General features: G+C 67.2%; 24 protein-coding genes and 1 tRNA gene. 17 read left to right on the top strand and 8 right to left on the bottom strand.

Features of this window, described 5'->3' with window-relative positions; genetic code table 11:
* The first annotated feature begins 22 nt into the window (after positions 1-22).
* The 4 genes from ACUYM2_RS14370 to ACUYM2_RS14355 all read left to right on the top strand — a co-directional run bounded on the left by ACUYM2_RS14370 (position 23) and on the right by ACUYM2_RS14355 (position 3,908).
* Positions 23-769, top strand: a complete 747-nt coding sequence (locus tag ACUYM2_RS14370; protein ID WP_481600649.1) for a flavodoxin family protein — start codon at positions 23-25, stop codon at positions 767-769.
* A 22-nt stretch (positions 770-791) separates the two neighbouring features.
* A complete protein-coding gene (ygfZ, locus tag ACUYM2_RS14365; protein ID WP_481600648.1) occupies positions 792-1,874 on the top strand; it encodes a CAF17-like 4Fe-4S cluster assembly/insertion protein YgfZ in 1,083 nt (360 codons plus the stop codon).
* Positions 1,871-2,272 (top strand): ankyrin repeat domain-containing protein, encoded by a 402-nt coding sequence (locus tag ACUYM2_RS14360; RefSeq protein WP_481600647.1) that lies wholly within the window; start codon positions 1,871-1,873, stop codon positions 2,270-2,272. Before ygfZ ends, ACUYM2_RS14360 begins: the two co-directional genes overlap by 4 nt.
* 97 nt (positions 2,273-2,369) lie before the next feature.
* Positions 2,370-3,908 carry a DHA2 family efflux MFS transporter permease subunit gene (locus ACUYM2_RS14355; RefSeq protein WP_481600646.1) on the top strand — a complete coding sequence of 513 codons (1,539 nt, stop codon included), beginning with the start codon at positions 2,370-2,372 and terminating at the stop codon, positions 3,906-3,908.
* Here the strand turns inward: ACUYM2_RS14355 and ACUYM2_RS14350 are convergent.
* The 5 genes from ACUYM2_RS14350 to ACUYM2_RS14330 form a co-directional block, all read right to left on the bottom strand.
* Positions 3,905-4,618: a GNAT family N-acetyltransferase gene (locus ACUYM2_RS14350; RefSeq protein ID WP_481600645.1), complete on the bottom strand. Its 714-nt coding sequence runs from the start codon at positions 4,616-4,618 to the stop codon at positions 3,905-3,907. The genes ACUYM2_RS14355 and ACUYM2_RS14350 overlap by 4 nt on opposite strands.
* Before the next feature lie 55 nt (positions 4,619-4,673).
* The gene (locus ACUYM2_RS14345) at positions 4,674-5,699 is read right to left on the bottom strand and encodes a 6-phosphofructokinase (RefSeq protein ID WP_346960639.1); all 1,026 of its coding nucleotides are present in this window, start codon (positions 5,697-5,699) and stop codon (positions 4,674-4,676) included.
* Between the two features lie 183 nt (positions 5,700-5,882).
* Positions 5,883-6,137, bottom strand: coding sequence for a PspC domain-containing protein (locus ACUYM2_RS14340; RefSeq protein ID WP_441417017.1), 255 nt, complete (start codon positions 6,135-6,137; stop codon positions 5,883-5,885).
* Between the two features lie 3 nt (positions 6,138-6,140).
* Positions 6,141-6,410 carry a hypothetical protein gene (locus ACUYM2_RS14335; protein WP_481600644.1) on the bottom strand — a complete coding sequence of 90 codons (270 nt, stop codon included), beginning with the start codon at positions 6,408-6,410 and terminating at the stop codon, positions 6,141-6,143.
* Between the two features lies 1 nt (position 6,411).
* The gene (locus ACUYM2_RS14330; RefSeq protein ID WP_481600643.1) at positions 6,412-7,986 is read right to left on the bottom strand and encodes a PspC domain-containing protein; all 1,575 of its coding nucleotides are present in this window, start codon (positions 7,984-7,986) and stop codon (positions 6,412-6,414) included.
* Between the two features lie 125 nt (positions 7,987-8,111).
* On the opposite strand from ACUYM2_RS14330, the gene ACUYM2_RS14325 reads away from it, so the two are divergent.
* Together ACUYM2_RS14325 and ACUYM2_RS14320 are read left to right on the top strand one after the other, a co-directional pair.
* Positions 8,112-9,443 carry an ATP-binding protein gene (locus ACUYM2_RS14325; protein WP_481600642.1) on the top strand — a complete coding sequence of 444 codons (1,332 nt, stop codon included), beginning with the start codon at positions 8,112-8,114 and terminating at the stop codon, positions 9,441-9,443.
* 53 nt (positions 9,444-9,496) lie between these two features.
* Positions 9,497-10,129, top strand: coding sequence for a LuxR C-terminal-related transcriptional regulator (locus ACUYM2_RS14320; protein ID WP_481601500.1), 633 nt, complete (start codon positions 9,497-9,499; stop codon positions 10,127-10,129).
* 262 nt (positions 10,130-10,391) lie between these two features.
* Here the strand turns inward: ACUYM2_RS14320 and ACUYM2_RS14315 are convergent, their stop codons facing one another.
* Positions 10,392-11,609: a pyridoxal phosphate-dependent aminotransferase gene (locus ACUYM2_RS14315; protein WP_481600641.1), complete on the bottom strand. Its 1,218-nt coding sequence runs from the start codon at positions 11,607-11,609 to the stop codon at positions 10,392-10,394.
* Positions 11,610-11,897: 288 nt separating this feature from the next.
* Here ACUYM2_RS14315 and ACUYM2_RS14310 point away from each other — a divergent pair.
* The 10 genes from ACUYM2_RS14310 to ACUYM2_RS14265 all read left to right on the top strand — a co-directional run bounded on the left by ACUYM2_RS14310 (position 11,898) and on the right by ACUYM2_RS14265 (position 20,692).
* Positions 11,898-11,970 (top strand) — tRNA-Trp (locus tag ACUYM2_RS14310).
* A gap of 79 nt (positions 11,971-12,049) precedes the next feature.
* The gene (secE, locus tag ACUYM2_RS14305) at positions 12,050-12,334 is read left to right on the top strand and encodes a preprotein translocase subunit SecE (RefSeq protein WP_056738571.1); all 285 of its coding nucleotides are present in this window, start codon (positions 12,050-12,052) and stop codon (positions 12,332-12,334) included.
* 113 nt (positions 12,335-12,447) lie between these two features.
* Complete coding sequence (nusG, locus tag ACUYM2_RS14300) at positions 12,448-13,284, top strand: transcription termination/antitermination protein NusG (RefSeq protein WP_481600640.1); 837 nt, start codon at positions 12,448-12,450, stop codon at positions 13,282-13,284.
* Between the two features lie 130 nt (positions 13,285-13,414).
* The gene (rplK, locus tag ACUYM2_RS14295) at positions 13,415-13,846 is read left to right on the top strand and encodes a 50S ribosomal protein L11 (RefSeq protein WP_003803853.1); all 432 of its coding nucleotides are present in this window, start codon (positions 13,415-13,417) and stop codon (positions 13,844-13,846) included.
* 189 nt (positions 13,847-14,035) lie between these two features.
* Positions 14,036-14,743, top strand: a complete 708-nt coding sequence (gene rplA / locus ACUYM2_RS14290; RefSeq protein ID WP_091251962.1) for a 50S ribosomal protein L1 — start codon at positions 14,036-14,038, stop codon at positions 14,741-14,743.
* Positions 14,744-14,838: 95 nt separating this feature from the next.
* Complete coding sequence (locus ACUYM2_RS14285) at positions 14,839-16,029, top strand: GNAT family N-acetyltransferase (RefSeq protein WP_481600639.1); 1,191 nt, start codon at positions 14,839-14,841, stop codon at positions 16,027-16,029.
* Positions 16,030-16,178: 149 nt separating this feature from the next.
* Positions 16,179-17,297 (top strand): GNAT family N-acetyltransferase, encoded by a 1,119-nt coding sequence (locus ACUYM2_RS14280; RefSeq protein WP_481600638.1) that lies wholly within the window; start codon positions 16,179-16,181, stop codon positions 17,295-17,297.
* Between the two features lie 293 nt (positions 17,298-17,590).
* Positions 17,591-18,181, top strand: coding sequence for a 50S ribosomal protein L10 (gene rplJ / locus ACUYM2_RS14275; RefSeq protein WP_346960918.1), 591 nt, complete (start codon positions 17,591-17,593; stop codon positions 18,179-18,181).
* A gap of 77 nt (positions 18,182-18,258) precedes the next feature.
* Positions 18,259-18,633 carry a 50S ribosomal protein L7/L12 gene (gene rplL / locus ACUYM2_RS14270; RefSeq protein ID WP_441417028.1) on the top strand — a complete coding sequence of 125 codons (375 nt, stop codon included), beginning with the start codon at positions 18,259-18,261 and terminating at the stop codon, positions 18,631-18,633.
* Between the two features lie 226 nt (positions 18,634-18,859).
* Positions 18,860-20,692: a 5'-nucleotidase C-terminal domain-containing protein gene (locus ACUYM2_RS14265; protein ID WP_481600637.1), complete on the top strand. Its 1,833-nt coding sequence runs from the start codon at positions 18,860-18,862 to the stop codon at positions 20,690-20,692.
* 160 nt (positions 20,693-20,852) lie between these two features.
* Here ACUYM2_RS14265 and ACUYM2_RS14260 read toward each other — a convergent pair whose 3' ends face one another.
* A complete protein-coding gene (locus tag ACUYM2_RS14260; RefSeq protein WP_481600636.1) occupies positions 20,853-21,359 on the bottom strand; it encodes an aminoacyl-tRNA deacylase in 507 nt (168 codons plus the stop codon).
* Positions 21,359-22,558 carry an acetyl-CoA C-acetyltransferase gene (locus ACUYM2_RS14255; RefSeq protein WP_481600635.1) on the bottom strand — a complete coding sequence of 400 codons (1,200 nt, stop codon included), beginning with the start codon at positions 22,556-22,558 and terminating at the stop codon, positions 21,359-21,361. Before ACUYM2_RS14255 ends, ACUYM2_RS14260 begins: the two co-directional genes overlap by 1 nt.
* A gap of 412 nt (positions 22,559-22,970) precedes the next feature.
* Here ACUYM2_RS14255 and rpoB point away from each other — a divergent pair, with 412 nt between their 5' ends.
* Positions 22,971-26,486 (top strand): DNA-directed RNA polymerase subunit beta, encoded by a 3,516-nt coding sequence (gene rpoB, locus ACUYM2_RS14250; protein ID WP_481600634.1) that lies wholly within the window; start codon positions 22,971-22,973, stop codon positions 26,484-26,486.
* Positions 26,487-26,599: the final 113 nt, after the last annotated feature.

The following is a 26,599-nucleotide window of genomic DNA, read 5'->3' as shown; positions in this document are numbered from 1 at the left end:
AGCGAACGCAGGGAGCACCACAGTGAACGACACAGCAAGCGGCACGACACACGCCACCTCGACACCCGGCAACTACAGCGACCTCAGGGCCGTGTTCTTCAACGGGACCCTGAAGAAGTCACCGGAGACCTCCAACACGCAGGGCCTGATCGAGATCAGCCGCAGGATCATGGAAAAGCAGGGCGTAGCCACCAGCATCATCCGGACGGTGGACCACGACATCGCCAGCGGCGTCTACCCGGACATGCGCGAGCACGGATGGGCCAGCGACGAATGGCCGGCCCTGTACCCGGCAGTGCAGGAAGCGGACATTGTGGTGGTCGCCGGCCCGATCTGGCTCGGTGACAACTCGTCCCAGACCAAGAAGCTGATCGAGCGGCTATACGCGCACTCCGGCGAACTAAACTCCAAGGGCCAGTGGGCGTTCTACCCGAAGGTGGGCGGCTGCCTGATCACGGGCAACGAAGACGGCATCAAGCACTGCGCCATGAACGTGCTTTACAGCCTCCAGCACATCGGCTTCACCATCCCGCCGCAGGCGGACGCCGGCTGGATCGGCGCCGTGGGCCCCGGGCCCAGCTACCTGGACGAGGGCTCCGGCGGACCGGAAAGCGACTTCACCAACCGCAACACCACCTTTATGACGTGGAATCTGTTGCACCTGGCCCGGATGCTCAAGGACGCCGGCGGCATCCCCGCCTACGGCAACCTGCCCGAAGGCTGGAAGGCCGGCACCCGATTCGACTTCGAAAATCCGGAATACCGCTGAGCGCTGAGGACTTCTACTTCATATGACTACCAAGAGCCCACTGCTGTCGCGCCCGGGCGCCGTTGAAGCGGCCGGTGCGGACGCCGGCGTCGCCGCCCACTACGGCGAGCCGCTGCGCGAGCAGCGCGCACTGGCCGCCGGCACCGCCGTCGTCGATCTATCCCAGCGCGGAGTGGTCACGGTGGCCGGCCCGGACCGGCTGAGCTGGCTCAACACCCTGTCCTCCCAGCAGCTCACCGCTCTGGCGCCCGGCCAGTCCACCGAACTGTTGCTTCTCAGCGTGCAAGGCCGGATCGAATTCGACGCGCGGGTGCTGGACGACGGTGCCACCACCTGGCTGATCGTGGAGGCGGCCGAGGCCGCGCCGCTGGCCGAATGGCTCACCAGGATGAAGTTCATGCTCCGGGTCGAGGTTGCCGATGTGTCCGCGGACTGGGCCGTACTGGGCAGCACCCGGCCGGTTCCGGACTGGGCCGGCCGCCAGGTCTGGGAGGATCCCTGGCCGCATGTGGGCGCCGGAGGGTACTCCTACGCCGTCGTCGGTGAGGACTCCCACCCGGGCCTGGAGCGGCCCTGGTTCGAATACCTCGTTCCGGCCGCCGAGCTCGAGGCCACCGTCGCGGGCCGCCCGCTGGCCGGCGTTTTGGCGGCCGAGGCGCTCCGGATCGCCGCGTGGCGCCCCCGCTGGGGGGCGGAGACCGACGACAAGACGATTCCGCACGAACTGGACCTGCTGCGCACGGCCGTGCACCTGGCCAAGGGCTGCTATAAGGGACAGGAAACCATCGCCCGGGTGCACAACCTGGGCCACCCGCCGCGGCGGCTGGTGTTCCTCCAGCTGGACGGCTCGCAGCACACGCTGCCCGCAGTCGGGAGTGAAGTACGGGCCGGCGAGCGGAAAGTCGGCACGGTGACGTCCGTGGCGCAGCACTATGAGATGGGCCCGGTGGCCCTGGCCGTGATCAAGCGCTCCGTCGCCCCGGATGAGGTGCTGACCGTGATGGACGGCGAGGAACCGTACACCGCGGCCCAGGAGCTCATTGTGGCGCCTGACGCGGGTCAGGTCGTGGGACGGCAGACCGGATTCCTCCGGGGGACCCGGTGAACGGCGGGCCGGAAGCGGCCGCCCCCGACGACGAGACCCTCGCGCTGGCCCACACCCTCTTCGACGCCGCCCGCAAGGGGGACTCCACGCTGCTCGGCGGCTACCTCGCCGCCGGCGCGCCGGCCGCGCTGACCAACGCGGCAGGGGATTCGCTGCTCATGCTGGCCGCCTACCACGGCCACGCGGACACCGTCCAACTGATCCTGGCGCACGGCGCCGACGCCAACACGGCCAACGACCGCGGCCAGACGCCGCTGGCCGGGGCGGTGTTCAAGGGCTACCCCGACGTCATCCGGATCCTTGTGGACGCCGGTGCCGACCCGGACGCCGGAAGTCCCTCCGCCCGGGCGGCCGCGCAGATGTTCGCCCGGACCGAGATCCTGGCGCTCCTGCGCTGACACCGGCCACCGCCGTCGGCCGCCGGAACCTGCACCGCCTGATAGACCTCAGTTCCACCAAAAACTCCAGCCCGGCAACAGCACCGTAAGGAACCTCATGGAAAACGTAGCGAGGCCCTGGGCCGCACTTTGGTCGCTGGTGATCGGATTCTTCATGATCCTGATCGACACCACCATCGTCTCGGTGGCCAACCCCCGGATCATGGAAGGCCTGAACGCCGACATCAACTCGGTGATCTGGGTGACCAGCGCCTACCTGCTCGCCTACGCCGTCCCGCTGCTCATTACGGGCCGGCTGGGTGACCGCTTCGGACCGAAGAAGCTCTACCTGTCCGGGCTGGTCGTGTTCACCCTCGCATCGCTGTGGTGCGGGCTCTCCGGCGACGTCCACACCCTGATCGAGGCCAGGGTGCTGCAGGGCCTCGGGGCCGCGATGATGACGCCCCAGACCATGGCCGTCATTACGCGGATCTTCCCGCCGGACCGCCGCGGCGCGGCCATGGGCATCTGGGGTGCCACGGCCGGCGTGGCCACCCTGGTGGGACCGATCCTGGGCGGTGTCCTGGTGGACGGGCTGGGCTGGGAGTGGATCTTCTTCATCAACATTCCGGTGGGCATCACCGGCTTCATCCTCGCTTTGCGCTTTGTTCCGTCGCTGAGCACCCACCCGCACAAGTTCGACATCCCCGGCGTGCTGCTCAGCGCTGTCGGCCTGTTCCTGCTGGTGTTCGGGATCCAGGAGGGCGAAACCTACAACTGGGGCACCATCACCGGGCCCATCACCGTGTGGGGCCTGATCATCGGCGGCATCGTCGTCCTGGTCGCGTTCGTTGCCTGGCAGCGGGTCAACAAGGGTGAGCCGCTGCTGCCGCTGGGATTGTTCAAGGACCGCAACTTCTCGCTGGCCAATGTGGGCATCACCACGGTCGGCTTCACCGTGACCGCCTTCAGCCTGCCGCTAATCTTCTACTACCAGGTGGTCCGGGGCCTGACCCCCACGCAGTCCGCGCTCATGATGGTCCCCATGGCAGTGATCTCCGGCGCCCTGGCGCCGGTCGTGGGCAAGATCATCGACCGGGTCAACCCGAAATTCATCACGGCCGCCGGCCTGATCCTGATGTCCGTGGCGCTGTTCTGGAACGCCTCGCTGATGCACCCGGACACCCCCATCTGGCTCTTCCTGCTCCCCAGCGCGGTGCTGGGATTCGCGAACGCCGGCATCTGGGCGCCGCTGAGCTCCACCGCCACCAGGAACCTGCCGCCCCGGCAGGCGGGGGCCGGTTCCGGCGTCTACAACACCACCCGCCAGATCGGCGCGGTCCTGGGCAGCGCGGCCATCGCGGTGCTGATCCAGGCCCGGCTCGCCGCGGAGCTGCCGGCGGCGCCCGGAGCGTCGGGGGAGTCCAACCCGATGGCGTTCGGCGGCAAGCTGCCCGAGGCGCTGCACGAGGGATTCTCGACGGCGATGGGCCAGTCCATCATGTTGCCTGCTGCGGTGATCCTGCTGGGCGCGGCCGTGGCGCTGTTCTTCGCCAAACCCCAGCCGCAGCAGGGCTGGGGCGCGCCGGGTACGGTTCCGGCTGCAGCGGACAGCGGGAACCCCGCCGCGGACGCGGCCGAGGCCAAGCGCGGCTAGGCCAGCAGCACGCTGGTCTGGATGCCGCCGGCGGTGAACCCCAGGCTCCGGGCCAGCGCCAGGGACCCCTTGTTGCTGACATCGGAGCGCCACTGCAGCGTCAGGCCCGAGGCCAGTGCCTCGTGGGCGGCGATCGAGGCGGCCAGTGTCCCGACGCCGCGGCGCCGCCACTCGGGTGCCACCAGCACCCCGAGCTGCGCCAGCAGGCCTTCCCACTCGGTGTAGGCGCCGCACGCCACGGGCGTCCGGCCGCCGTCGTCCTCGACGTGCATGATCGTAAACCGGTGCTCAAGGTCCGCCAGGCCCACCTCGTTAACATCGTCCGGCGGGCAGAGCGCTTCGAGTTGGATCGCTTCTGGGTTCCCGTGCGAGACGGTAAGCTCCTCGGCCGGCTGCTGCAGCGGCAGGTCGTCGGCGAAGAACAGCGCCGCGGCGCCCAGTCCGTGGCCACCGTGCCCACGGGTGATGGTCAGCAGGGTCACGTGCTGCGCCAGCTCCTCGTCGGAATACCCGGCCGCCGCGTCAAGGGCCCATTCCGGCCCGACCAGCGCCGAGCTGCCGAACAGCCGAACAAACTGCAGGGATCGGGCCGAATTGTCGGCCCGGGTGAGGCGGCGGCCCCGGGCGGCGGCGAAAGCGCCGTCGTCGAGTCCCAGCCGGCGTGCCCACGCGAGCTGGATGATTTCAGCGGAACCGGGGGCCAGAGTCATGCCTCAACCCTACCCAGCCGGGACTCCCGCTCGGGAAAGCCCAGCCGGGAAACCCTCAGCCGAAGAGAACCGCAGCTTCCTCGTAGCGGTGCTGCGGCACGCTCTTGAGGTTGCCGAGGGCGGCATCAAAGCCGACGTGGACGATGTCGGTGCCGTTGAGGGACACCATGGTTCCCCAGCGCTGCTCCACCACCGAATCGATTGCGGCCATGCCGAGGCGGGTCGCCAGCACCCGGTCAAAGGCCGTGGGAACGCCGCCGCGCTGGATGTGGCCCAGCACCGTGGCGCGGGTCTCGATCCCGGTCCGGGCCTCCAGCTCGGGGGCCAGTAGTTCGGCAATGCCGCCCAGGCGCGGGCGGCCGAAGGTGTCCAGTCCGCGCTCGGAGTGCGGGGACTCCTGGCCTTCGGGGACAAAACCTTCCGCGACCACTACCAGCGGGGCGCGGCCACGGTCGCGAGCCGAGATAACCCATTCGGTGATCTGTTCCATCGAGGCCTTCTGCTCCGGGATCAGGATGGCGTGGGCGCCGGAGGCCATGCCGGCGTGCAGCGCGATCCAGCCGACATGGCGGCCCATGACCTCGGCGATCATGGTCCGGTGGTGGGACTCGCCGGTGGTGCGCAGGCGGTCGATGGCCTCGGTGGCGATCTCGACGGCCGTATCGAACCCGAAAGTGTAGTCGGTGGCGTCGAGGTCGTTGTCGACGGTCTTGGGCACGCCGACGATCTTCAGGCCGGCGTCGGTCAGGCGCTTCGCGGCGGCCAAGGTGCCTTCGCCGCCGATGGCGATGATGGCGTCGATGCCGAGCCGGTCCATGTTGGCCTTGATGACCTCGGGCCCGCCGTTGTTCTCGAACGGGTTGGTCCGGGACGTGCCAAGGATCGTCCCGCCCTGCTTCGCGATGCCGCGGACCAGGGCGCGCGGGATGTCGATGACATCACCCTCCACCACTCCGCGCCAGCCATCCAGGAACCCCACGAATTCGTGGCCGTGCACGGCGATGCCCTTCAAGACGGCGCCGCGGATCACGGCGTTCAGTCCGGGGCAGTCTCCGCCGCTGGTGAGGATTCCAATTTTCATGTCTCGGCTCAAATCCTGGTTCGAAGGGGTACAGGCAGAGCGCCACGCTGAGCTCACCTAGAAGTGTACTGGCGCATGTGGGGCAGGACACAAACCGTGACCCACGCACAGTGCCCCCGCTGGAGGGGCGGGGGCACTGTGCGTGGGTCGTGCGGTGCGGGTGCTGAGGGTGCTGCGGGCGGATCAGGGCCGGCCGGCGCGCCTCTCGAGGAAGGACTCGAGGATGATCGCGTTCCGCTGGTCCGGCAGGATGAGCCAGGCCGCCAGATAGAACACGAAGGCGGGGCCGGGGATCAGGGCGAACAGCAGGTACCCGATCCGGACGTACGCGACGTCGACGTTCAGCTTGGCGGCAATCCCGCCGCAGACTCCGCCCAGCCAGCGCTGCGGACCGCGTTTCAGGCCGAGGCCCCGGACGATGCTGAAGAACTTATCCATGGTTCAAGACTTCCCTGTTGTGGTTTCTTTGTCACGTCCGCGGGCGGACAGCAGTCCGCCGATTACGAGCGCCGCGCCGGCCCCGATCATCAGGCCGATCAGCACGTAGGTGCCGTTCAGGGCGACGAGGCCGAGCCGGGAGATGATTATCAGTGCGGCCAGGGCCAGCACGATCAGCCCCCAAACAACCGTCCCCACCCGGGCCCGCGGGCCGCCGGCCGTCGCCGGCTGCGCGGGGGTGTCCGGCGTTTGCGCCGGGTCGTAGCTGCTCATGTCAGTTGCCTTCCTTCACGGTGATGTTGCTCAGGGTCCCGGAGATCTTCACGATCAGGCGGCTGCCTGGCTTGTCCGTGTTGTAGTCGCTCTGCTGGGTTGTCACGCCGCTGTGGTTGCCGCGGCCGTCGTTGAGGTTGCCCATGGTCATGTCAGCCTGGACCTGGACCGGGACGTCGGTGGGGATGGCCACCGTGACGTTGCTCGCGGTGGCATCCAGCCGGACCACGACGTCGGAGCCCAGAGGCGGGTTCAGGTTTAGCTTGGTCAGGTCCACCGTGCCGGTCCCGCCGGTGATGTCGAAGCCGCCCCGGGCCTGCTCAATGCTGACCGGGGCCCAATCGATGTTCTGGAAGCGGGCCCGGTCTGCATTGGGGACCAGGTTGAAGATCCCGCCAACCACCAGCGCCACGACCGCGAAGAATCCCAGGATGCCGGCGGTACGGCCCCGGAGCCCGGCTATCAGGATGCCCAGCCCCAGCACGGCAGCGCCGCTGGCCCACACCACCGCGTTGCCCGCGGTGCCGAGGTTGATGGCGTGCGCGGCATCAAGGGCCTTGATGCCGCCGCCCACCAGGAGGGCAAGGCCGGCGGTCACTGCCACGGCCGGGGCACCCGGGCCGAGGTTGCGGGGCTTCGGGGCCGGCGCCGGCGGGGGCACGTAGCCATACCCGCCGCCGTAGGGCGGGGTGGGACCCGGGGAGGGCGGCGCAGCCCAGCCGGACGCCGCTCCGGAGCGCTCCTCGCCATACCGCCCCGGGAGCCCTTCCATCGGGACGGTCTGGTTCGGGGCCGCAGCGGCCGTGCTGTCATAGGCGCTGCCGGCGCCTGGCGTGGCGGCACTTTCGGCGCCGCCGCCGGCCGCACTCCAGCCGGCGACGCCCGGCCCCCGGCCCGGAGTCATGGGGGTCCCCGCGGCACGGGCCTTGTTGCGCTGGGTCAGGTAGTAAATGACGTAGATGGCCCCGCCCACCCAGAACACGGTCCAGACGAAGGCACCGAAACCGTAGCGGTCCCAGCCCCAGACGCCGCTGCCCAGGCTGGGGAATCCAACGATGGTGGTGATCAGGGCGCCGGTCATGCCCGAGCTCCAGCGGCCCGCGGCGGCCTCCTGGACGTGGATCCGCCCGTCGGGCTCGGGCAGCAGCGCCCATGCCAGGCCGTAGAACAGGACACCCACGCCGGCGAACACCGTCAGCACAATCAGGATGCCGCGCACGATCAGGGGATCGACGCCGAGCCGCTGGGCAATGCCGCTGGCTACGCCGCCGATCCAGCGCTCGCGGCCCCGGTAGATGCCATGGCTGCGGACCCAGTCAAAGAAGTTCTGCGGCTGCGGACCCTGTCCCGGAGCGCCGGCGTACGGCGGAGGGGTGGCCCCGGAATACGAGCCCCAAGAGGAGGGGTACGGGCCGCCCGGCGGATAGAGGGGTGGTGCCTCGCCGGCAGGTTCGCCGGGGGCCGGGGGAGTGGTCCCGGAGCTGTCTGCCGGGCCGGTGGAAGGGGCGCCCGGGGTACTTTCCGGCCGGCCCGGAGCGTTCGGGTCCTCATCTGGGTGCGGAGTGTGCGGATTCATACCTCGATCCTCCCGCCCGCAGGGGCCCGCCCTCTACTGGGGAAGACCCTGAACGACCCCTGAGCGGCCCCCGGTTCGGCCCGAAAACGGCTCCGGGAAACCCCGGTCCGTGTTTGGATTGACCCATGACAACAGCCGTTTCCCGCCCGCCGCTGGCCCGCAGCAGCGACCGCGTGATCGCCGGTGTCTGCGCGGGCCTGGCCAACCACCTGGGCTGGCCGGTCCAGATGGTCCGGATCGGCATGGTGGTGGCAGCCCTCGCCGGCGGGGCCGGCGTCGCTTTCTACGCTTGGCTCTGGATCATGGTCCCCACCGCGGACGAGAGCGCCAAGCGCAACGCACGCCAGCCGGCGTCGCCGATCGCCCCGGCGGTCAGCGAACGACCCGTCGACGGACCTGGCCCCGGCACCCCGGCCGGGTCCTGGCGGACACTGCTGCCGGGCATGCCCTACGGCAAGGAACTCCTGCTCGGTGCCGGACTGCTGCTGGCGGCTGGGATCCTGATCGCGCGGCTCTTTGGCCTGGACGTCCCGCTGGGCACCCTGATCCCGGTGGCCGCGATCCTGGGCGGCGCCGCCATTGCCTGGATGCAGCTGGACGAGACCCGGCGCGCCGGCATTGTGGACAAGACCAAAGCCGACCAGGCAGGCGGCTGGGCCAGGCTCGCGGCCGGGCTGGCACTGGTGGTGGCCGGGGTGCTGCTGATGGTCTCCGGGTCGGGGTCCTGGGAACAGACCTGGCTCGCCCTGCTGGCCTCCGTGGCCGTCCTGGGCGGGGTCGCGCTGGTGCTGCTGCCCTGGGGGTTGAAGTTCTGGCGCGACCTGGAGGCCGAACGTGCCGGCCGGGTGCGGGCCACCGAACGCGCCGAGATCGCTGCCCACCTGCACGACTCCGTGCTCCAGACGCTGGCGCTGATCCAGCGGCGGGCCGGCAACGAGCACGACGTCGTCCGCCTCGCCCGCGCGCAGGAACGCGAGCTGCGGGGCTGGCTCTACCGGGACCCGGGCCGCGACGCGGGCCAGCTTTCCGACGCGGTGAAGGCGGCCGCCGCGGAGGTGGAGGACTCGCTGGGGCACGCTGTGGAGGTCGTGACCGTGGGCGACTGCGCCATGACCGAACGCCTCGAGGCCATGGTCCAGGCGGCCCGTGAGGCCATGCTCAACGCCGCCCGCCACGGCGGCGGCGCGGTCTCGGTGTACCTGGAAGCGACCGACGACGCTGCCGAGGTGTTCGTCAAGGACCGCGGGCCAGGGTTCGATCCGGGGGCCATCCCGCCGGACCGCCTGGGCGTGCGGGAATCCATGATCGGACGGATGCGGCGCCACGGCGGCACCGCCGTGATCGCCAGCAGCCCCGACGGCACCGAAGTGCGGCTCCGGCTGCCGCTCGCGGCCGCCGCCGGGGCCAACGGGGCAGGGACCAACGTAACCGGGAATAACGGAGAGGACAGACAGTGAGCAGTCAACCAGAGGGCACCGGCGGGTCCGGAACTTCGCCAGGGGCAACGCGCGTGGTCATCGTCGATGACCACGCCATCTTCCGCTCCGGACTGAAAGCGGACCTGGATCCCGGCATCCTCGTCGTCGGCGAGGCGGGAACCGTGGAGGAGGCCGTCGCCGTCATCGCCAAGGCGCGCCCCGACGTCGTACTGCTGGATGTCCACCTCCCCGGCGGACTGGGCGGCGGCGGTCGCGACGTGCTGGCCGGCTCCGCAGCACTGCTGGGCAGCACCAAGTTCCTTGCGCTGAGTGTTTCGGATGCCGCCGAGGACGTCGTCTCCGTGATCCGGGCCGGGGCGCGGGGCTATGTCACGAAGACCATTTCGGGGGCCGAGATCAGCGACGCAGTGCGCCGTGTGGCGGGCGGCGACGCCGTCTTCTCACCCCGGCTGGCCGGCTTTGTCCTCGACGCCTTCGGCACCGCCCCCGCGGACATCGCCGACGACGAACTGGACCGGCTGTCGGCCCGTGAACTGGAGGTCATGCGGCTGATCGCCCGCGGCTACAGCTACAAGGAAGTGGCTAAGGAGCTGTTCATCTCGATCAAGACAGTCGAAACCCACGTCTCGGCGGTGCTGCGCAAACTCCAGCTCTCCAGCCGGCACGAGCTGACGCGCTGGGCCGCGGAGCGCCGCCTCCTCTGACCCTCCCGCACGTCTGGGGGCTTTCCACCCGACGCTCCCGCACGTCTCGAGGCTTTCCACCCGACGCTCCCGCGGATCCTGCGGCCAGACGCCAACGCTCCCTCACGTCTGGGGGCTTTCCGCCCGACGCTCCCGCGGATCCTGCGGCCAGACGCCAACGCTCCCTCACCCTGTGCTGCGCAAGGTGAGGGAGCGTTGGCGTTTCGCCCGCTAAAGGTGGGGGAGCGTCGGGTTTGCTGCTGCAGAACCTGAGGGAGGGCTGCTACTTGGCCTTGCCGAGGAAGTTCTGGAGGCGGCCGACTCCGGTGGCGAGGTCTTCGTCGCCCAGCGCGTAGGACAGGCGCAGGTAGCCGGAGGGGCCGAAAGCCTCGCCCGGCACCACGGCGACCTCCACCTCGTCGAGGATGAGCGCGGCGAGTTCGGCCGACGTCGAGGGCCGGACCGGGCCGTTCGCGGTGGGGAACTCCTTGCCCAGCAGTGCCCGGACGTCGGCGTAGACGTAGAAGGCACCCTGGGGCGTGGGGCAGTCGACGCCCTCAATCGCGTTCAGCCCGGCCACAATAGCCTTCCGGCGCCGGTCAAAGGCAACCTTCATCTCGTCCACCGCCGTGAGCGGGCCCGACACGGCCGCGAGGGCGGCGACCTGCGGGATGTTGGACACGTTGGAGGTGGCGTGCGACTGCAGGTTGGTGGCGGCCTTGATGACGTCGGCCGGGCCGATCATCCAGCCCACGCGCCAGCCGGTCATGGCATAGGTCTTGGCCACCCCGTTGAGGATGACCACCTTGTCGCCGAGTTCCGGGACGGCCGTGGCAATCGAGGTGAACGGCACGCCGTCGTAGGTCAGGTGTTCGTAGATCTCATCCGTGACCACCCACAGACCCTTGGCCGCGGCCCACTGGCCGATCTCCCTGACCTGCTCCGGAGAGTACACGGCCCCGGTCGGATTGGACGGGGAAACGAAGAGGAGGATCTTGGTGCGGTCCGTGACGGCCGCTTCGAGCTGCTCCACGGTGACCAGGTAGCCTTGCTCGGGGCCGGCGAAGACCTCCACCGGGACACCGCCGGCCAGCCGGATCGCTTCCGGGTAGGTGGTCCAGAACGGCGTCGGGACAATCACTTCGTCGCCCGGGTCCAGCAACGTGGCGAAGGTGTTGTATACGGCCTGCTTACCGCCGTTGGTCACCAGCACCTGGGAGGCATCGGCCTTGTAGCCGGAGTCCCGGAACGTCTTGTCCGCGATGGCCTGCTTCAATTCGGGCAGCCCGCCGGCGGGGGAGTAGCGGTGGTACTTCGGCTGGCTGGCGGCCGCGATGGCGGCCTGGACGATGTAGTCGGGGGTCGGGAAGTCAGGTTCTCCGGCGCCGAAGCCGATCACCGGCCGGCCGGCTGCCTTCAACGCCTTCGCCTTGGCATCGACAGCCAGTGTGGCGGATTCGGCTATGGCGGAAATGCGCTGGGAAATGCGGGCGGCAGGCATTGCGGGTCCGTTCTTCGCGTGCAGCACGTGGCTGGATGTGGGATTCGACGAAATCTACTCTATGCTGTTCAGCGGATCCTCCGGGGTGCCGGGTGGGAATGTGACCCGCAGCGGGAATGAGACTGACGGGTCAGCCGATTTCCGCAGGCAGCCAGGGGTCCGGACAGTGCCGGTTCGACGTGGACGCAGTTGTTGCGTAGACTGGTTCTCCGGTGTTGAAAACACGATGATGGCGTGCGCCTCAGGGAAACCTGCGGGAAAACGCGCTCAGACCGTTTTTCGATCCATAGGGTAGTGGCGCAATTGGTAGCGCAGCGGTCTCCAAAACCGCAGGTTGCAGGTTCGAGTCCTGTCTGCCCTGCGCAAGCTGTTCCGGGGTTTACCGGAACCAGCGCAGCAACCATGGTTCATTCCAGAGCCGGGTATCCGACATCGCGAGGATGAGTGAGGATCAGGTGACCGAAACAGCTGCCAGCAGCTCCAAAGGCCGCCCCGCCAAGAATGCCCCCAAGGCAGGATTCTTCGCTCGGATTGCACTCTTCGTCCGCCAGGTCATCGGCGAACTGAAGAAAGTCGTTGCACCCACCCGCAAGGAACTGATCAACTACACGCTCGTGGTGCTGGTGTTCGTGGTCATCATGATGGTGATCGTCACCCTGCTGGACCTGGCCTTCGGGACCGGAGTGAGCTGGGTCTTCGGCGGAACAGGCGCCACGGACCGCTGAGGCGACCGGTCCGCAGACTGCGTGGATCTCCGATAACAATGGAGCTTCCGCGGGGTGTGCGGAATTGAGTCATTTAAATAGGCATGTTAGGCAATGAGGAAGCAGGAGACCAAGTGTCTGAGCAGGAGCTCGAGGTAACTGAGACTGAGCTGGATAAGAGCCAGGACGCCGCGGTGGAAGCCGCGGAAGGGTCCGAGGCCGAGTCTGCTGCGCCCGAATCCGACGCCGCCGATGAGTCTGTTGACGAGGCCGTAGCCGCCGACGAGTCTGCTGACGAGGCCGTGGCCGCCGAGGACACCGCAACCGGCGAAGAGGGCGACGCCCTGGCTGCGGCCGCCGCGGCGGCCGAGGTCGACCCCGCCGATGAATTCCGCGCCAAGCTGCGCCGCCAGGAGGGTGACTGGTACGTCATCCACTCCTACGCCGGCTACGAAAACCGCGTCAAGGCCAACCTTGAGACCCGCATCCAGACCCTGGACATGGAAGATTACATCTTCGAAATCCAGGTTCCGATGGAGGAAGTCGTTGAGATCAAGAACGCTCAGCGCAAGGTCATCAACCGCGTCCGCATCCCCGGCTACGTCCTGGTCCGGATGGACCTGACGGACGCCTCCTGGGGCGCCGTCCGTCACACCCCCGGCGTCACCGGCTTCGTGGGCAACGCCCACAACCCCGTGCCGCTGCGCCTCGACGAGGTCTTCTCCATGCTCGCGCCGGTCTTCGAAGAAGAGCAGGCCGAGAAGGGCAAGCAGGTCAAGCACGCTCCCGCTGCGGTCGACGTCGACTTCGAGGTCGGCGAATCGGTTATCGTCAAGGAAGGGCCTTTCGAGACCCTTCCCGCCACGATCTCCGAGATCAAGGTGGATTCGCAGACCCTGGTGGTGCTCGTCTCCATCTTCGAGCGCGAGACCCCGGTCACCCTGGCGTTCAACCAGGTCAGCAAGATCTAGCAACACCCACAGAATTCGCCCCGGGCTGCCCGCTTAGCAGCTTCGGAGCGGCCGGCCGCCTCGCCATGGCGGCCAACAACCTGAGGCACGCTCCTGTGTCCCAGGACGTAATTGAGAGAAGGACCCTACATTGGCTCCCAAGAAGAAGGTCACCGGCCTCATCAAGCTGCAGATCCAGGCAGGTGCCGCCAACCCGGCCCCGCCGATCGGTCCTGCGCTTGGCCAGCACGGTGTCAACATCATGGAATTCTGCAAGGCGTACAACGCTGCGACGGAAGCCCAGCGCGGCAACGTTATTCCGGTTGAAATCACCGTTTACGAAGACCGTTCATTCACGTTCATCACCAAGACCCCGCCGGCTGCAGAGCTCATCAAGAAGGCTGCAGGCGTCGCCAAGGGTTCGGCTACCCCGCACACCGTCAAGGTTGCCAAGCTGACCCAGGCCCAGGTCAACGAGATTGCTTCCACCAAGATGGAAGACCTCAACGCCACCAGCCTGGAAGGCGCCGCGAAGATCATCGCCGGCACCGCCCGCTCCATGGGTATCACCGTCGAGGGTTAATTCCCCCACCGCTGATGCGGCGCCGGGTCCGGGAAACCGGGAACGACGCCGGGCAGCACCGCCGGGTGACCGGCACCACCTAAACATTGAAATATCGGGAACCCGCAACGGATCAACCGCTCGGAATCCCGAATGTGGCAGGGCCCAGCGCGGTCCGCAGACCACAACTGCACAAGGAGAATAAGCAGCATGGCAAAGCGCAGCAAAGCATATGAGGCAGCCGCCGCCAAGATCGACGCGGAGAAGTTCTACGCGCCGTTCGAGGCAGTAACCCTCGCCAAGGACACCAACCCGTCCAAGTTCGACGCCACCGTTGAGGTCGCGTTCCGCCTCGGTGTCGACCCCCGCAAGGCCGACCAGATGGTCCGCGGCACCGTCAACCTGCCGCACGGCACCGGCAAGGTCGCCCGCGTCCTCGTCTTCGCCACCGGCGACAAGGCCGAGGCCGCAATCGCAGCCGGCGCCGACTTCGTTGGTTCCGACGACCTGATCGAGAAGATCGCCGCCGGCTGGACCGACTTCGACGCCGCCGTCGCCACCCCTGACCTCATGGGCAAGGTTGGCCGCCTCGGTAAGGTCCTGGGCCCGCGTAACCTGATGCCGAACCCGAAGACCGGCACCGTGACCGCTGACGTCGCCAAGGCTGTCAACGACATCAAGGGTGGCAAGATCGATTTCCGCGTCGACAAGCACTCGAACCTGCACTTCATCATCGGCAAGGTTTCCTTCGACGCCATCAAGCTGGCCGAGAACTACGCCGCCGCACTGGAAGAGGTCCTCCGCCTCAAGCCGTCCGCTTCGAAGGGCCGTTACATCCAGAAGGCCACCGTCGCCACCACGTTTGGTCCGGGCATCTCGGTTGACCCCAACGTCACCAAGGTCCTGACCGAGGTCTAATCCTCACCCGGCCTGCGGTAACAAGCAGCGAAAAGACCGTCCCGCAGCCGCGGGGCGGTCTTTTCTGCATCCGGGGTGGCGGTTAAGCTGACCCGGTGACCGACGCCCCGTATCTCATCGAACCCCTGCACCTGCCGGACACTATCGACGCGCCGGAAGCCGCGGAATTCCTCGAATTCGGCCGGCTCTGCGACGCGCTGACCCTGGAGACCTGGGGCAGCCTGGACCGGGCCACCCCCGCCGGGGCCCGGCTGCGCTACTGGCGGGACAACGCCTACACCCGGATGCGGATCTTCTTCGTCCGCATCGACGGCCGGATGGTGGGGAAGTCGTGGATCCGCTTTGAGCAACAGGAGAACCTCGGCAGCGCACTCCTGCACGTGGCAGTGCTGAGGGCGTACACCGGCCGCGGGATCGGCCGTGCGCTGCTGGAGCACGCGCAGTCCCTGGCCGCCGCTGACGGTCGCACCGTCCTGATGAGCTTCACCGAACATCCAGCGGACTTCGACGCCGACGGCCCGGACGTGGTGAAGCCGCTGACCGGGACCGGCGCCCTCCCGATGGCGGCACGCGGCGTCCGCTTCGCCGCTGCGGCGGGCTACCGGCTCGAACAGGTGGAGCGGTTCAGCAGCCTGGATGTCGCCGCAGCGGTGCCGGGCCTGGACAGGTTGGAACGGGAGGCATGGACCCGGGCCGACGGCTACGAGCTGCTGTGCTGGACGGACCACTGCCCGGACGAATACGTGGCGCAGCTGGCGGTGCTGATGTCGCGGATGAGCACGGACGCGCCCACCGGAGGACTCAGCTACGACGAGGAGACCTGGGATGTCGCACGCGTGCGCCATGTCGAAGACACCTGGACGCAGGCCGGCAACGTCTCGCTCGTGGCGGCGGCCCGCCACCGGCAGAGCGGCGAGCTGGCTGCCTACTCCGTGCTTGAACTCGCGCCCGGCAAGCCGTGGCTCGCCGAGCAAGATGACACCCTGGTGGCCTCAAGCCACCGCGGCCACCGCCTAGGCATGCTTGTGAAGATCGCCAACCTCCGGCGGCTGGCAGGCTACCCGGACGTCCGGCGCGTCACCACCTTCAACGCCGCCGAAAACGACCACATGCTCGCCATCAACGTCGCCCTCGGGTTCCGCCCCGCGGGCTGGGATGGGGAATGGCAGCGGTCCGCCGCCCCGGGAGCCCCGGGAGCCCCGGACGCCGCGGTCGCCCCGGGAGACCCAAGCGCCCCGGACGCCGCGGTCGCCCCGGGAGACCCGGACGCCCCGGCACTCGGGTGAGGCGCGCCGGCGTCGGGCGCTGCCGGAAAGTCCCCGGTGCGGGCCATGGAATGCGGACCAAAACGGGCATATGCTGACGCTTGAAAGCCCGGTGCGAGCCGGGCAACGCATGAGGCGGCAGAGCATTGGGCGGCAGGATGGCTGGGAACATGCCCGCTAAGGCACACGAGGTACGGGTCGAGCAGCTCTGGATCCCGGATTCGCTGGACGGACCGGATGCAGCGGACTTTCTTGCGGCCGTGGAAGTGGGGCGCAAGGTCCGGATGGAGACCTGGGGCAGTGATGACCTTGCCTACGCCCCGCTGGAGAAGCTGCTGGAAATGGCGGACCCCTATGAGCGCCAGGTGATCCTCGTGGCAAAGGTCGACGGCGAGATCGTCGGAACCGTGGACATTGCCCTGCCGCTCGCGGACAATCTCGACCTGGCCGAGTTCACGCTCGACATCCTGCCGGAGTTCCAGGGCCGCGGCGTCGGCCGGCAGCTGCTGGAAGCCGCGGAGCACCTCGCCCGGGAGGAGGGCAGGCGCACCATCCTGATCGACACCAACCACCCGGGTGCGACGCTGGCTGACAATACGGCCGGGCAGCTCATTCCCGGTTCCGGCATGGGCTTCGTGCCGCTGAACAGCCGGGAGGTCGAATTCGCCCAACACACCGGCTACACCCTGCAGCACATCGAACAGTTCAGCTCCTGTGCCCTCCCGCTGGACAGCAAGCTGGTCGCCGAGCTGCAGGCCGAGGCCGACGCAGCCAACGCCGGCCGTTACCGGCTGCACCATTGGACGGACCGCTGCCCGGAGCAGTGGCTGGAGGCCGTCGCCGCGCTGGAGAACGAGGCCGGGGAGGACGGGATCCCGGGTGCCGACGACGGGGACCTGGTGGTCGACGGCGGCATACTGCGCGAGGCGGAGGACGTCGCCATCGCGCAGGGCCGACGGACGGTGGTGACCGCCGTCGAGCACCTCGCGAGCGGCGCGCTGGTGGGGCTGACGACCATCAGCGTCCTGGCCCTGCGCCCCGACGTGGTCTTCCAGGACGACACGGTGGTGCTGGGGGAACATCGGGGCAACAAGCTGGGACTGCTGATCAAGGTGGCCAACATGGAACGGCTCACCGAACAGTTTCCGGACGCGCGGGTGTTGTACACCTGGAATGCGCCGGAAAACCGCTACCTGCTGACCGTGAACCAGCAGCTCGGCTTCACCACTGCGGGCGTGACGGGCATCTGGCAGAAGGAGCTGCCGGACTTCGGACCCAGCGTCAGCTGAGCCGATTTGGAGCACGCGGGGCGCGTCCCGTAAGCTGGGGGAACCAAAGACCGTCGGTTGTTGGAAATCCACTCTCCCAAGCAAGGCTCAATTCTGCAGCTGCGCCGGGGAGGCCCAGTGGGTCTCCGGACGAAGGACCCTGAACATAGGGCGGCCGGCGCAGGTGAACGAAGCAAAGCTCCGCGGCTTGACCGCGTTGAGCCAAGCCCCGTGCATCTGCGCGGGGCGTTTTTAGTTTTAGCTCACCTGAGCGGGGACCCGGACAAACCGGCACTATCCCCGGAAGGAGGGTTATGGCAACGCCTACTAAGGTTTCAGCAGTAGCTGAGATCACTAACGATTTCAAGGAATCGAACGCCGCTGTCCTGACCGAATACCGTGGGCTCACCGTTGCACAGCTCAAGCAGCTGCGTGTTTCTCTCGGCCAGGACACCAAGTTCGCGGTCGTCAAGAACACCCTGACCGCCATTGCAGCCAAGGAAGCCGGCGTCGAAGCATTTGACGGCCAGCTTGCCGGCCCCACTGCAATTGCGTTCATCAAGGGTGACGCAGTTGCAGCTGCCAAGAGCCTGACGGATTTTGCCAAGGCCAACAAGCAGCTGGTCATCAAGACCGGTTACTTCGAGGGCAAGGCACTGAACGCCAGCGAAGTTGCTGCCCTGGCAGCACTCGAGTCCCGCGAGCTGCAGCTCGCCAAGGTTGCAGGCATCCTCAAGGCTCCTGCTGCCGCTGCTGCACGCATCATCGACGCCCTGCGCCTCAAGCTTGAAGAAGAGAACGGTGCACCGGCAGCTGCCGAAGCGCCCGCCGCTGAAGAAGCCCCGGCCGCAGAAGCAGCAGAGACCGAAGCTCCGGCCGACGCCGCAGCCACTGAAGAGAACTAACTCTCTTTCAACCCAGACTCCGGTGCGACGCAACGGCCCAGGCCGCCAAGCACCACCTATAGGAAGGACGCCACACCATGGCGAAGCTCACCAACGAAGAGCTCATTGAAGCTTTCAAGGAACTGACCATCATCGAGCTCTCCGAGTTCGTCAAGCTCTTCGAAGAGACCTTCGAAGTTACCGCTGCCGCTGTTGCAGTTGCCGGCCCCGCCGGTGGCGCTGCTGAAGAGGTTGAAGAGAAGACTGACTTCGACGTCATCCTCGAAGCTGCTGGCGACAAGAAGATCGCAGTGATCAAGGAAGTTCGCGCCATCACCTCCCTCGGCCTCAAGGAAGCCAAGGACCTGGTTGACGGTGCACCGAAGGCCGTCCTCGAAGGCGCCACCAAGGAAGCTGCAGAGAAGGCCAAGGAGCAGCTCGAGGCTGCCGGCGCCACCGTTACCCTCAAGTAACACTCGCAGCTCCGGAAGGCACTCAGCTTTCCAGCTCCGGGAAAACCCCGTCCACTCCGGTGGGCGGGGTTTCCTGCGTTTGGGGCCGGGCGGGGCCGGGCGGGGCCGGGCGGGACTTGGGTGAACCCTGAGCAAATGATTGCCTGCTCTCCTTTTCAGGACGGGGCGTCGCCCCTAGACTTTGGCCTTGTGCCGACCGGCCGCCAAACCCTGAGGAGCCCACACAATGACCGATCCGAACCCTTCGTTATCGCGCCGCGCCATGCTCACCGCGGCCTTCGTTGGCGGCAGCGCCGCCGCGGCCGCACTCTCCGGTGCGCCGGCGGCTCAGGCCGCGCCGGTCAACGGCAAGAAAAAGTTCAGCCTGACCGTACTCGGCACTACCGATCTGCACAACAACGTCTTCAACTGGGACTACTTCAAGGACGTGCCCTACTCGGACGCCGCGGGCAATAAGATCGGCATCGCCCAGGCAGCCACCCTGATCAAGGCTGTCCGTGCCGAACGGGGAGCCGGAAACACGCTCACCATCGACTCCGGCGACACCATCCAGGGCACGCCCCTGGCCTACTACTTCGCCAAGGTGAACCCCATCTCGGAGACGGTCAAGCACCCCATGGCGCTGGCCATGAACGCGGTGGGCTACGACGCCGTCGCGCTCGGGAACCACGAGTTCAACTACGGCATCCCGATGCTGCGGACCTGGGAAAAGCAGCTGGACTTCCCGCTGCTCGGCGCGAACGTGCACGACGCCGTCACCGGCCGGCGCGCGTTCACCCCTTACGTCCTCAAGCGCGTCAAAACAGAGAGCGGCTGGCTGACGGTGGGCCTCGTCGGCTTCGTGACGCCCGGCTGCGCGCTCTGGGACCGCGACAACGTCCAGGGCAAGCTCGACTTCAATGGGATCGTCGAGGAGGCCAAGACCGTCATTCCGCAGATGAAGGCCGCCGGCGCCGACGTCGTCATCGTCTCCAGCCACTCGGGCGCGACGCCGGGCTCCTCCTACGGCGACGCGCTGCCGTTCGCCGAGAACGCCTCCACACAGCTCGCCGAGGAAGTCCCGGGCATCGACGCGATCCTCGTCGGGCACGCCCACCTGGAAATTCCGGAACGCTTCGTCGCCAACAAGGCCACGGGACGCCAGGTCCTTCTCACTGAACCCCTGAAGTGGGGGATGCGCGTTGCTGTGATCGACCTGCAGCTCGCCAAGGACCGTGGCCAGTGGACGGTCACCTCGGCGCACTCGCACCTGTTGGACGCCAAGACCGTCGAGGCGGATCCCGCCGTCGTCAGCGCCGTGCAGGCGGGCCACGAGGCGACGGTCAAGTACGTCAACCAGGTAATCGGGACGTCCACCGCCCCGCTGAGCACGGCCACCGCCTGCTGGGGCGACTCGGCGGCGATCGACGCGATCAACTACGTCCAGGCCAGCACCATCAAGGCCGAGCTGGCCAACGGTCCGGCGGCCGGGCTGCCGGTCCTCTCCATCGCGGCGGCGTTCTCGCGCTCGGTGGACGTCAAGGCCGGCCCGCTGACCATCCGCGACGTTGCCGGGCTGTACATCTTCGACAACACACTATTGTCCATCAAGGTCACCGGCGCCCAGGTGAAGGAGTACCTCGAGTGGTCAGCGCAGTACTTCAAGCCGGTGAGCGGCACAACGGCCCGCGCGCAGGACGTCACGAACGCCGTCACCGCGCTGGCGCCCAACGGCACCCCGGACTATAACTACGACGTCGTGTACGGCCTGGACGCCCCGCTGGACTACGAGATTGACCTGGCCCGTCCCGCGGGGGACCGGATCATGAACCTGACGTACGGCGGGTCGCCGGTGCCGGCGGACCAGGAGTTCGCGATGGCGATCAACAACTACCGGCAGAGCGGCGGCGGCGGCTTCCCGGCAGTGAAGACGGCTCCGGTGCTCTCTAACAGCCAGCAGGAGATCCGGCAGCGCATCATCGACTACGTCGTGGCCCGCGGCACCCTTGACGCGGCCGTGTTCAGCCGGAGCAACTGGCGGCTCACCGTCAACGGCGAACCGCTGACCGTCACCGCCTGACGCCAGCGCATCCCCGTCGACTGCTCCGTAACTGCCGTTTTCAGCACCCATAACGGCAGCTACGGAGCAGTCGCCGTGCCGGGCACCAGCCGGACGGGCGGCGGTGTTAACCCGGCCGGGCTACTTTCGCGCTGCACGGGTTTGTCTCCGCAGCCGTTAGTTACTGCAGCGGCTCGGTGATGTCCGCGACGACGGCGGCCAGGGCTGCAATGAGGGCGTCGGCGTCGACGAAGGCGCTGTAGCCGTGTTCCCCGGCCCCCATCGAGATCCGCCGGCCGGTGATGGTGCTGTCGGCATAGACCGGCCACGGGGTGGTGCTGCCGAGCGGGGTGATAGTGCCGCGTTCGTATCCGGTCGCGGCGAGGGCGACGTCGGCGCCGGGCAGCGAGAGTTTGTTGACGCCCACCAGTTGCCGGAGCTTGGGCCAGGAGATCTGCCGGTCGCCGGGGACCAGGGCGAACAGGAAGCTGCCGTCCTTGTGCTTGACCACGAGGGACTTCACGATGTCCGCTGGAGCGATGCCGAGGATGCCGGCGGCCTCCTCCAGGCTGCTGGCGGCCAGCCTCTCCACCAGTTCCACCTCGAGGCCGCGCGCGGCGGCGTCGGCCAGGAACCGTTTCCTGCCGGCACCGCCGCCGCGGCCCTCGCCGGAGATGAGTTCAGTCATCAGTCGCGGTACAGCAGTAGGGCCTCGCCCTGCCCGCCGCCGCCGCAGAGCGACACGGCGGCCTTGCCACGGCCGCGCCGCTTCAGCTCATGGGCCGCGTGCAGGGCCAGCCGGGCGCCGGAGGCGCCGATCGGGTGCCCCAGGGCGATGGCGCCGCCGTGGATGTTGCACTGCTCCAGGGGGTAGTCGAGGTCCTTGAGGGACTGCACGGCCACGGAACCGAAGGCCTCGTTGATCTCGATGAAGTCCAGGTCCGCGGCGGACCAGCCGGCCTTGTCCAGCGCACTCTTGATCGCGTTGGAGGGCTGGGAGTGCAGCGAATTGTCCGGCCCGGCGACCTGCCCCGGCTTGCCGACCACGGCCAGGTACTCCAGGCCGTGTTCGTCGGCGAACCGCCGCGAGGTGAGCACCAAGGCGGCTGCACCGTCGGAGAGCGGGGACGAGTTGCCGGCCGTGATGGTGCCGTCGGTGGCGAAGGCGGCGCGCAGGCCGGCCAGGGAGGAAACGGATGTGTCCGGGCGCACGCCCTCGTCGGTTCCGACCACCACCGGGTCGCCTTTGCGCTGTTTGACGCTGATCGGGGCGATCTCGCCGTCAAAAACCCCGTCCTTCGCGGCCGTGGCCGCGCGCTGGTGGGAGGCCGCAGCCACCTCGTCCTGGGAAGTCCGGTCGATGCCGAGCGCGACGTTCTTGCTTTCCGTGGACAGGCCCATCGACTGGCCGTCGAAGGCGTCCGTGAGGCCGTCGTGGGCGGCGGCATCGAGTGCCTGAACCGAGCCGTAGGTCCAGCCCTGCCGCGAGCCGGGCAGCAGGTGCGGTGCCCGGCTCATCGATTCCTGGCCACCGGCGACGACGACGGTCGCGTCGCCGCTGCGAATCATCCGGGCCGCGTCGATTACGGCGGTGAGGCCGGAGAGGCAGACCTTGTTGATGGTCACGGTGGGGACGTTCCAGCCGATGCCGGCGCCGATGGCGCTCTGCCGGGCAGGGTTCTGGCCCGCGCCGGCCTGCAGGACCTGGCCCATGATGACGGAGTCGACCTGGTCCGCCTTCACTCCACTGGCGGCCAGCGCCGCCCGGATCGCGTGGCTGCCCAGTTCGACGGCGGTGAAGCTGGCAAGCTGCCCGTTCAGCCGGCCCTGCGGGGTGCGGGCGGCAGCGAGGATGACAACATCATTGTTGTCCGCGGAGTTGCTCATGGTTATCTCTTCCGATCTCTAACGATGTACCCCAAGGTTATCGTGAGCCCCGTCACTGAGCCATCCGGCGGGGCGGCACAGGCTGCGGGCCAGCTGCAAGAGAGGCGAGGGCGGAGGACCCGGGGGAGCGGGGGCCGTGCTTGCATTCGCGGGGCAAGTGGGGTAGACAAGTAGGTTGCTTTGCCGTATCGTAGATATTTGCGTCTTCCCTGTTTACCTTCAGCCTTCATATAGCGGTGGGCTTAGCCTGACAGCTGCGCCATCAATGTGCCGTCTACAACGTGCACCAGCATGGGCAGCCCAGGTCCCGGGTCATATAGCGGAACCGGACTGGTAGCACTGCGAAGTCACTTCGCAGGGTGCATAACGGGGGAGATCTGAAAACGCCTGAAGGTCTGTGGAAGGATCCCTCTTGGTCGCCTCGAGCACCTCTAATGTAAACAACGCTACCGCTATTAATGCCGACAGCACCGACGGTGCAACCCGCCGGCTCTCCTTCGCAAAGATTCACGAACCGCTAGACGTTCCGAATCTGCTTGCCCTGCAAACCGACAGCTTTGACTGGCTGGTCGGGAACGAACGCTGGCAGGCACGCGTCGCGAAGGCCGTCGAAGAAGGCGACCTCAGTGTCGCCACCACTTCGGGCCTGTCTGACATCTTCGAAGAGATCTCCCCGATCGAGGATTTCCAGGGCACCATGTCCCTGAGCTTCTCCGAGCCGGAGTTCGCTGACCCGAAATACACCATGGCCGAATGCAAGGACCGGGACGCTACGTACTCGGCTCCTCTGTATGTCAAGGCCGAATTCATGAACAACAACACGGGCGAAATCAAGCAGCAGACCGTGTTCATGGGTGACTTCCCGCTGATGACCGAGAAGGGCACCTTCGTCGTCAACGGCACCGAGCGTGTCGTCGTCTCACAGCTGGTCCGCTCCCCGGGCGCCTACTTCGAGCGCACCGCGGACAAGACCAGCGACAAGGACATCTTCACCGCGAAGATCATCCCGTCCCGCGGCGCCTGGTTCGAACTCGAAATCGACAAGCGCGACCAGGTCGGCGTCCGCCTCGACCGTAAGCGCAAGCAGTCCGTCACCGTGCTGCTGAAGGCCCTCGGCTGGACCGAAGGCCAGATCCTCGAGGAGTTCGGTCAGTACGACTCCATGCGCGCGACGCTGGAGAAGGACGCCACCGAAACCCGCGAAGACGCCTTGCTGGACATCTACCGGAAGCTGCGACCGGGCGAGCCGCCCACCGTCGAGGCTGCCCAGTCCCTGCTGGACAACCTGTACTTCAACTCCAAGCGCTACGATCTGGCCAAGGTCGGCCGTTACAAGATCAACCGCAAGCTTGGCATCGACCGCTCCCTTGGCGACAAGGAAGCATCCGTGCTGCACGTTGAAGACATCGTTGCCATGATCAAGTTCCTGGTAGCCCTGCACGCCGGTGAGAAGACCCTCATGGGCAAGCGCGACGGCCAGGACCACGAGCTCCGCGTCGAGATCGACGACATCGACCACTTCGGCAACCGCCGCATCCGCGCCGTCGGCGAGCTCATCGAGAACCAGGTCCGCACCGGCCTGTCCCGCATGGAGCGCGTTGTCCGCGAGCGTATGACGACCCAGGACGTCGAGGCGATCACGCCGCAGACCCTGATCAACATCCGCCCCGTCGTGGCAGCGATCAAGGAGTTCTTCGGAACGTCCCAGCTGTCGCAGTTCATGGACCAGAACAACCCGCTCTCGGGCCTGACCCACAAGCGCCGCCTTTCCGCGCTTGGCCCGGGTGGTTTGTCCCGTGACCGCGCCGGCATGGAAGTTCGTGACGTGCACCCGTCCCACTACGGACGTATGTGCCCGATCGAAACTCCTGAAGGCCCGAACATCGGCCTGATCGGTTCGCTGGCTTCCTACGGACGCATCAACCCGTTCGGCTTCATCGAAACCCCGTACCGCCTTGTCTCCGAGGGTGTCGTTTCCGATGAGGTCCAGTACCTCACCGCCGACGACGAGGCCGAGGTCCTGATCGCACAGGCCAACGCCCCGCTCGACGATAACAAGCGTTTCGCCGAAGAGACCGTGCTGGTCCGTGCCCGTGGTGGTGGAGGCGAGCCCGTGCTGGTTCCCGCCGCCGACGTCGAGTTCATGGACGTTTCCCCGCGCCAGATGGTGTCCGTGGCTACCGCCCTGATCCCGTTCCTCGAGCATGACGATGCAAACCGCGCACTCATGGGTGCCAACATGCAGCGCCAGGCTGTGCCGCTGGTCCGTTCCGAGGCGCCGTTCGTCGGCACCGGTATGGAGCGCGCCGCCGCCGTCGACGCCGGTGACGTTGTCATCGCGAAGAAGGCCGGTGTGGTCACCGAGGTTTCCGCCGAGCTCGTCATCATGCTCAACGACGACGGCACCGAAACCAACTACCGGATCAACAAGTTCGCCCGCTCCAACCAGGGCAACTGCTACAACCACCGTGTCCTGGTGAACGAAGGCCAGCGCCTGGAGGTCGGCGGCATCATCGCCGACGGCCCGGCAACGGACCAGGGCGAGCTCGCCCTCGGTAAGAACCTGCTCGTGGCATTCATGTCATGGGAAGGCCACAACTTCGAGGATGCCATCATCCTGTCCCAGCGGATCGTGGCCGAGGACGTCCTGTCCTCGATCCACATCGAGGAGCACGAGATCGATGCCCGCGACACCAAGCTTGGTGCCGAGGAAATCACCCGTGACATCCCCAACGTGTCCGAGGAAGTCCTGGCAGGCCTGGACGAGCGCGGCATCATCCACATCGGCGCCGAGGTTGAAGCCGGCGACATCCTGGTCGGTAAGGTCACTCCCAAGGGCGAGACCGAGCTGACCCCGGAAGAGCGCCTGCTGCGCGCCATCTTCGGTGAGAAGTCCCGCGAAGTGCGCGACACCTCCCTGAAGGTGCCGCACGGCGAGTCCGGCACCGTGATCGGTGTCCGCGTCTTCGACCGCGACAACGACGACGAGCTGCCCCCGGGCGTCAACCAGCTGGTCCGGGTCTACGTGGCCGCCAAGCGCAAGATCACCGACGGCGACAAGCTCGCCGGCCGCCACGGCAACAAGGGTGTTATCTCCAAGATCCTCCCGATCGAGGACATGCCCTTCCTTGCCGACGGCACCCCCGTTGATATCGTCCTGAACCCGCTGGGTGTTCCGGGCCGCATGAACGTCGGCCAGGTGCTCGAAACGCACCTCGGCTGGGTTGCCAAGACCGGTTGGAAGATCGAAGGCGAGCCCGAGTGGGTCAAGCAGCTGCCGAACCTGCCGCGCGAGAGTGGCTCGACCACTGTCGCCACGCCGGTCTTCGACGGTGCGCGTGAAGAGGAAATCACGGGCCTGCTCGACTCCACCAACGTCACCCGCGACGGGGACCGCCTGATCAACTCTTCGGGCAAGACCCGCCTGTTTGACGGCCGCTCCGGCGAGCCGTTCCCGGATCCGATCTCGGTCGGCTACATGTACATCCTGAAGCTCCACCACCTGGTGGACGACAAGATCCACGCGCGCTCCACCGGCCCATACTCCATGATCACGCAGCAGCCGCTGGGTGGTAAGGCACAGTTCGGTGGCCAGCGCTTCGGTGAAATGGAAGTGTGGGCGCTCGAAGCCTATGGCGCCGCCTACACGCTCCAGGAGCTCCTCACGATCAAGTCGGATGATATCCACGGTCGTGTGAAGGTCTATGAAGCCATCGTTAAGGGCGAGAACATCCCGGAGCCGGGCGTTCCTGAGTCCTTCAAGGTCTTGATCAAGGAAATGCAGTCGCTGTGCCTGAACGTGGAAGTACTTTCCACGGACGGAACCACAATTGAAATGCGTGACTCTGATGACGCAGTCTTCACGGCTGCGGAAGAACTGGGCATCGATCTGTCTCGTGCAGAGCCCAGTTCCGTAGAAGAGGTCTAGCAGGTAGGGGTCGGGGAAAAGCAAGCGGCCCCGCCGCGCTGTCTTTTCCCCGGCGCCTCCTCCCTCTTCCCGTAACCCAAGACTTCAGAATTTAGAGAACAAGAGAGAACAGG

It is taken from the genome of Arthrobacter sp. SD1074B, from assembly GCF_056780195.1.
Note: the sequence above shows the minus strand (reverse complement) of the source record. Positions and strands in the feature narration are given on the sequence as shown.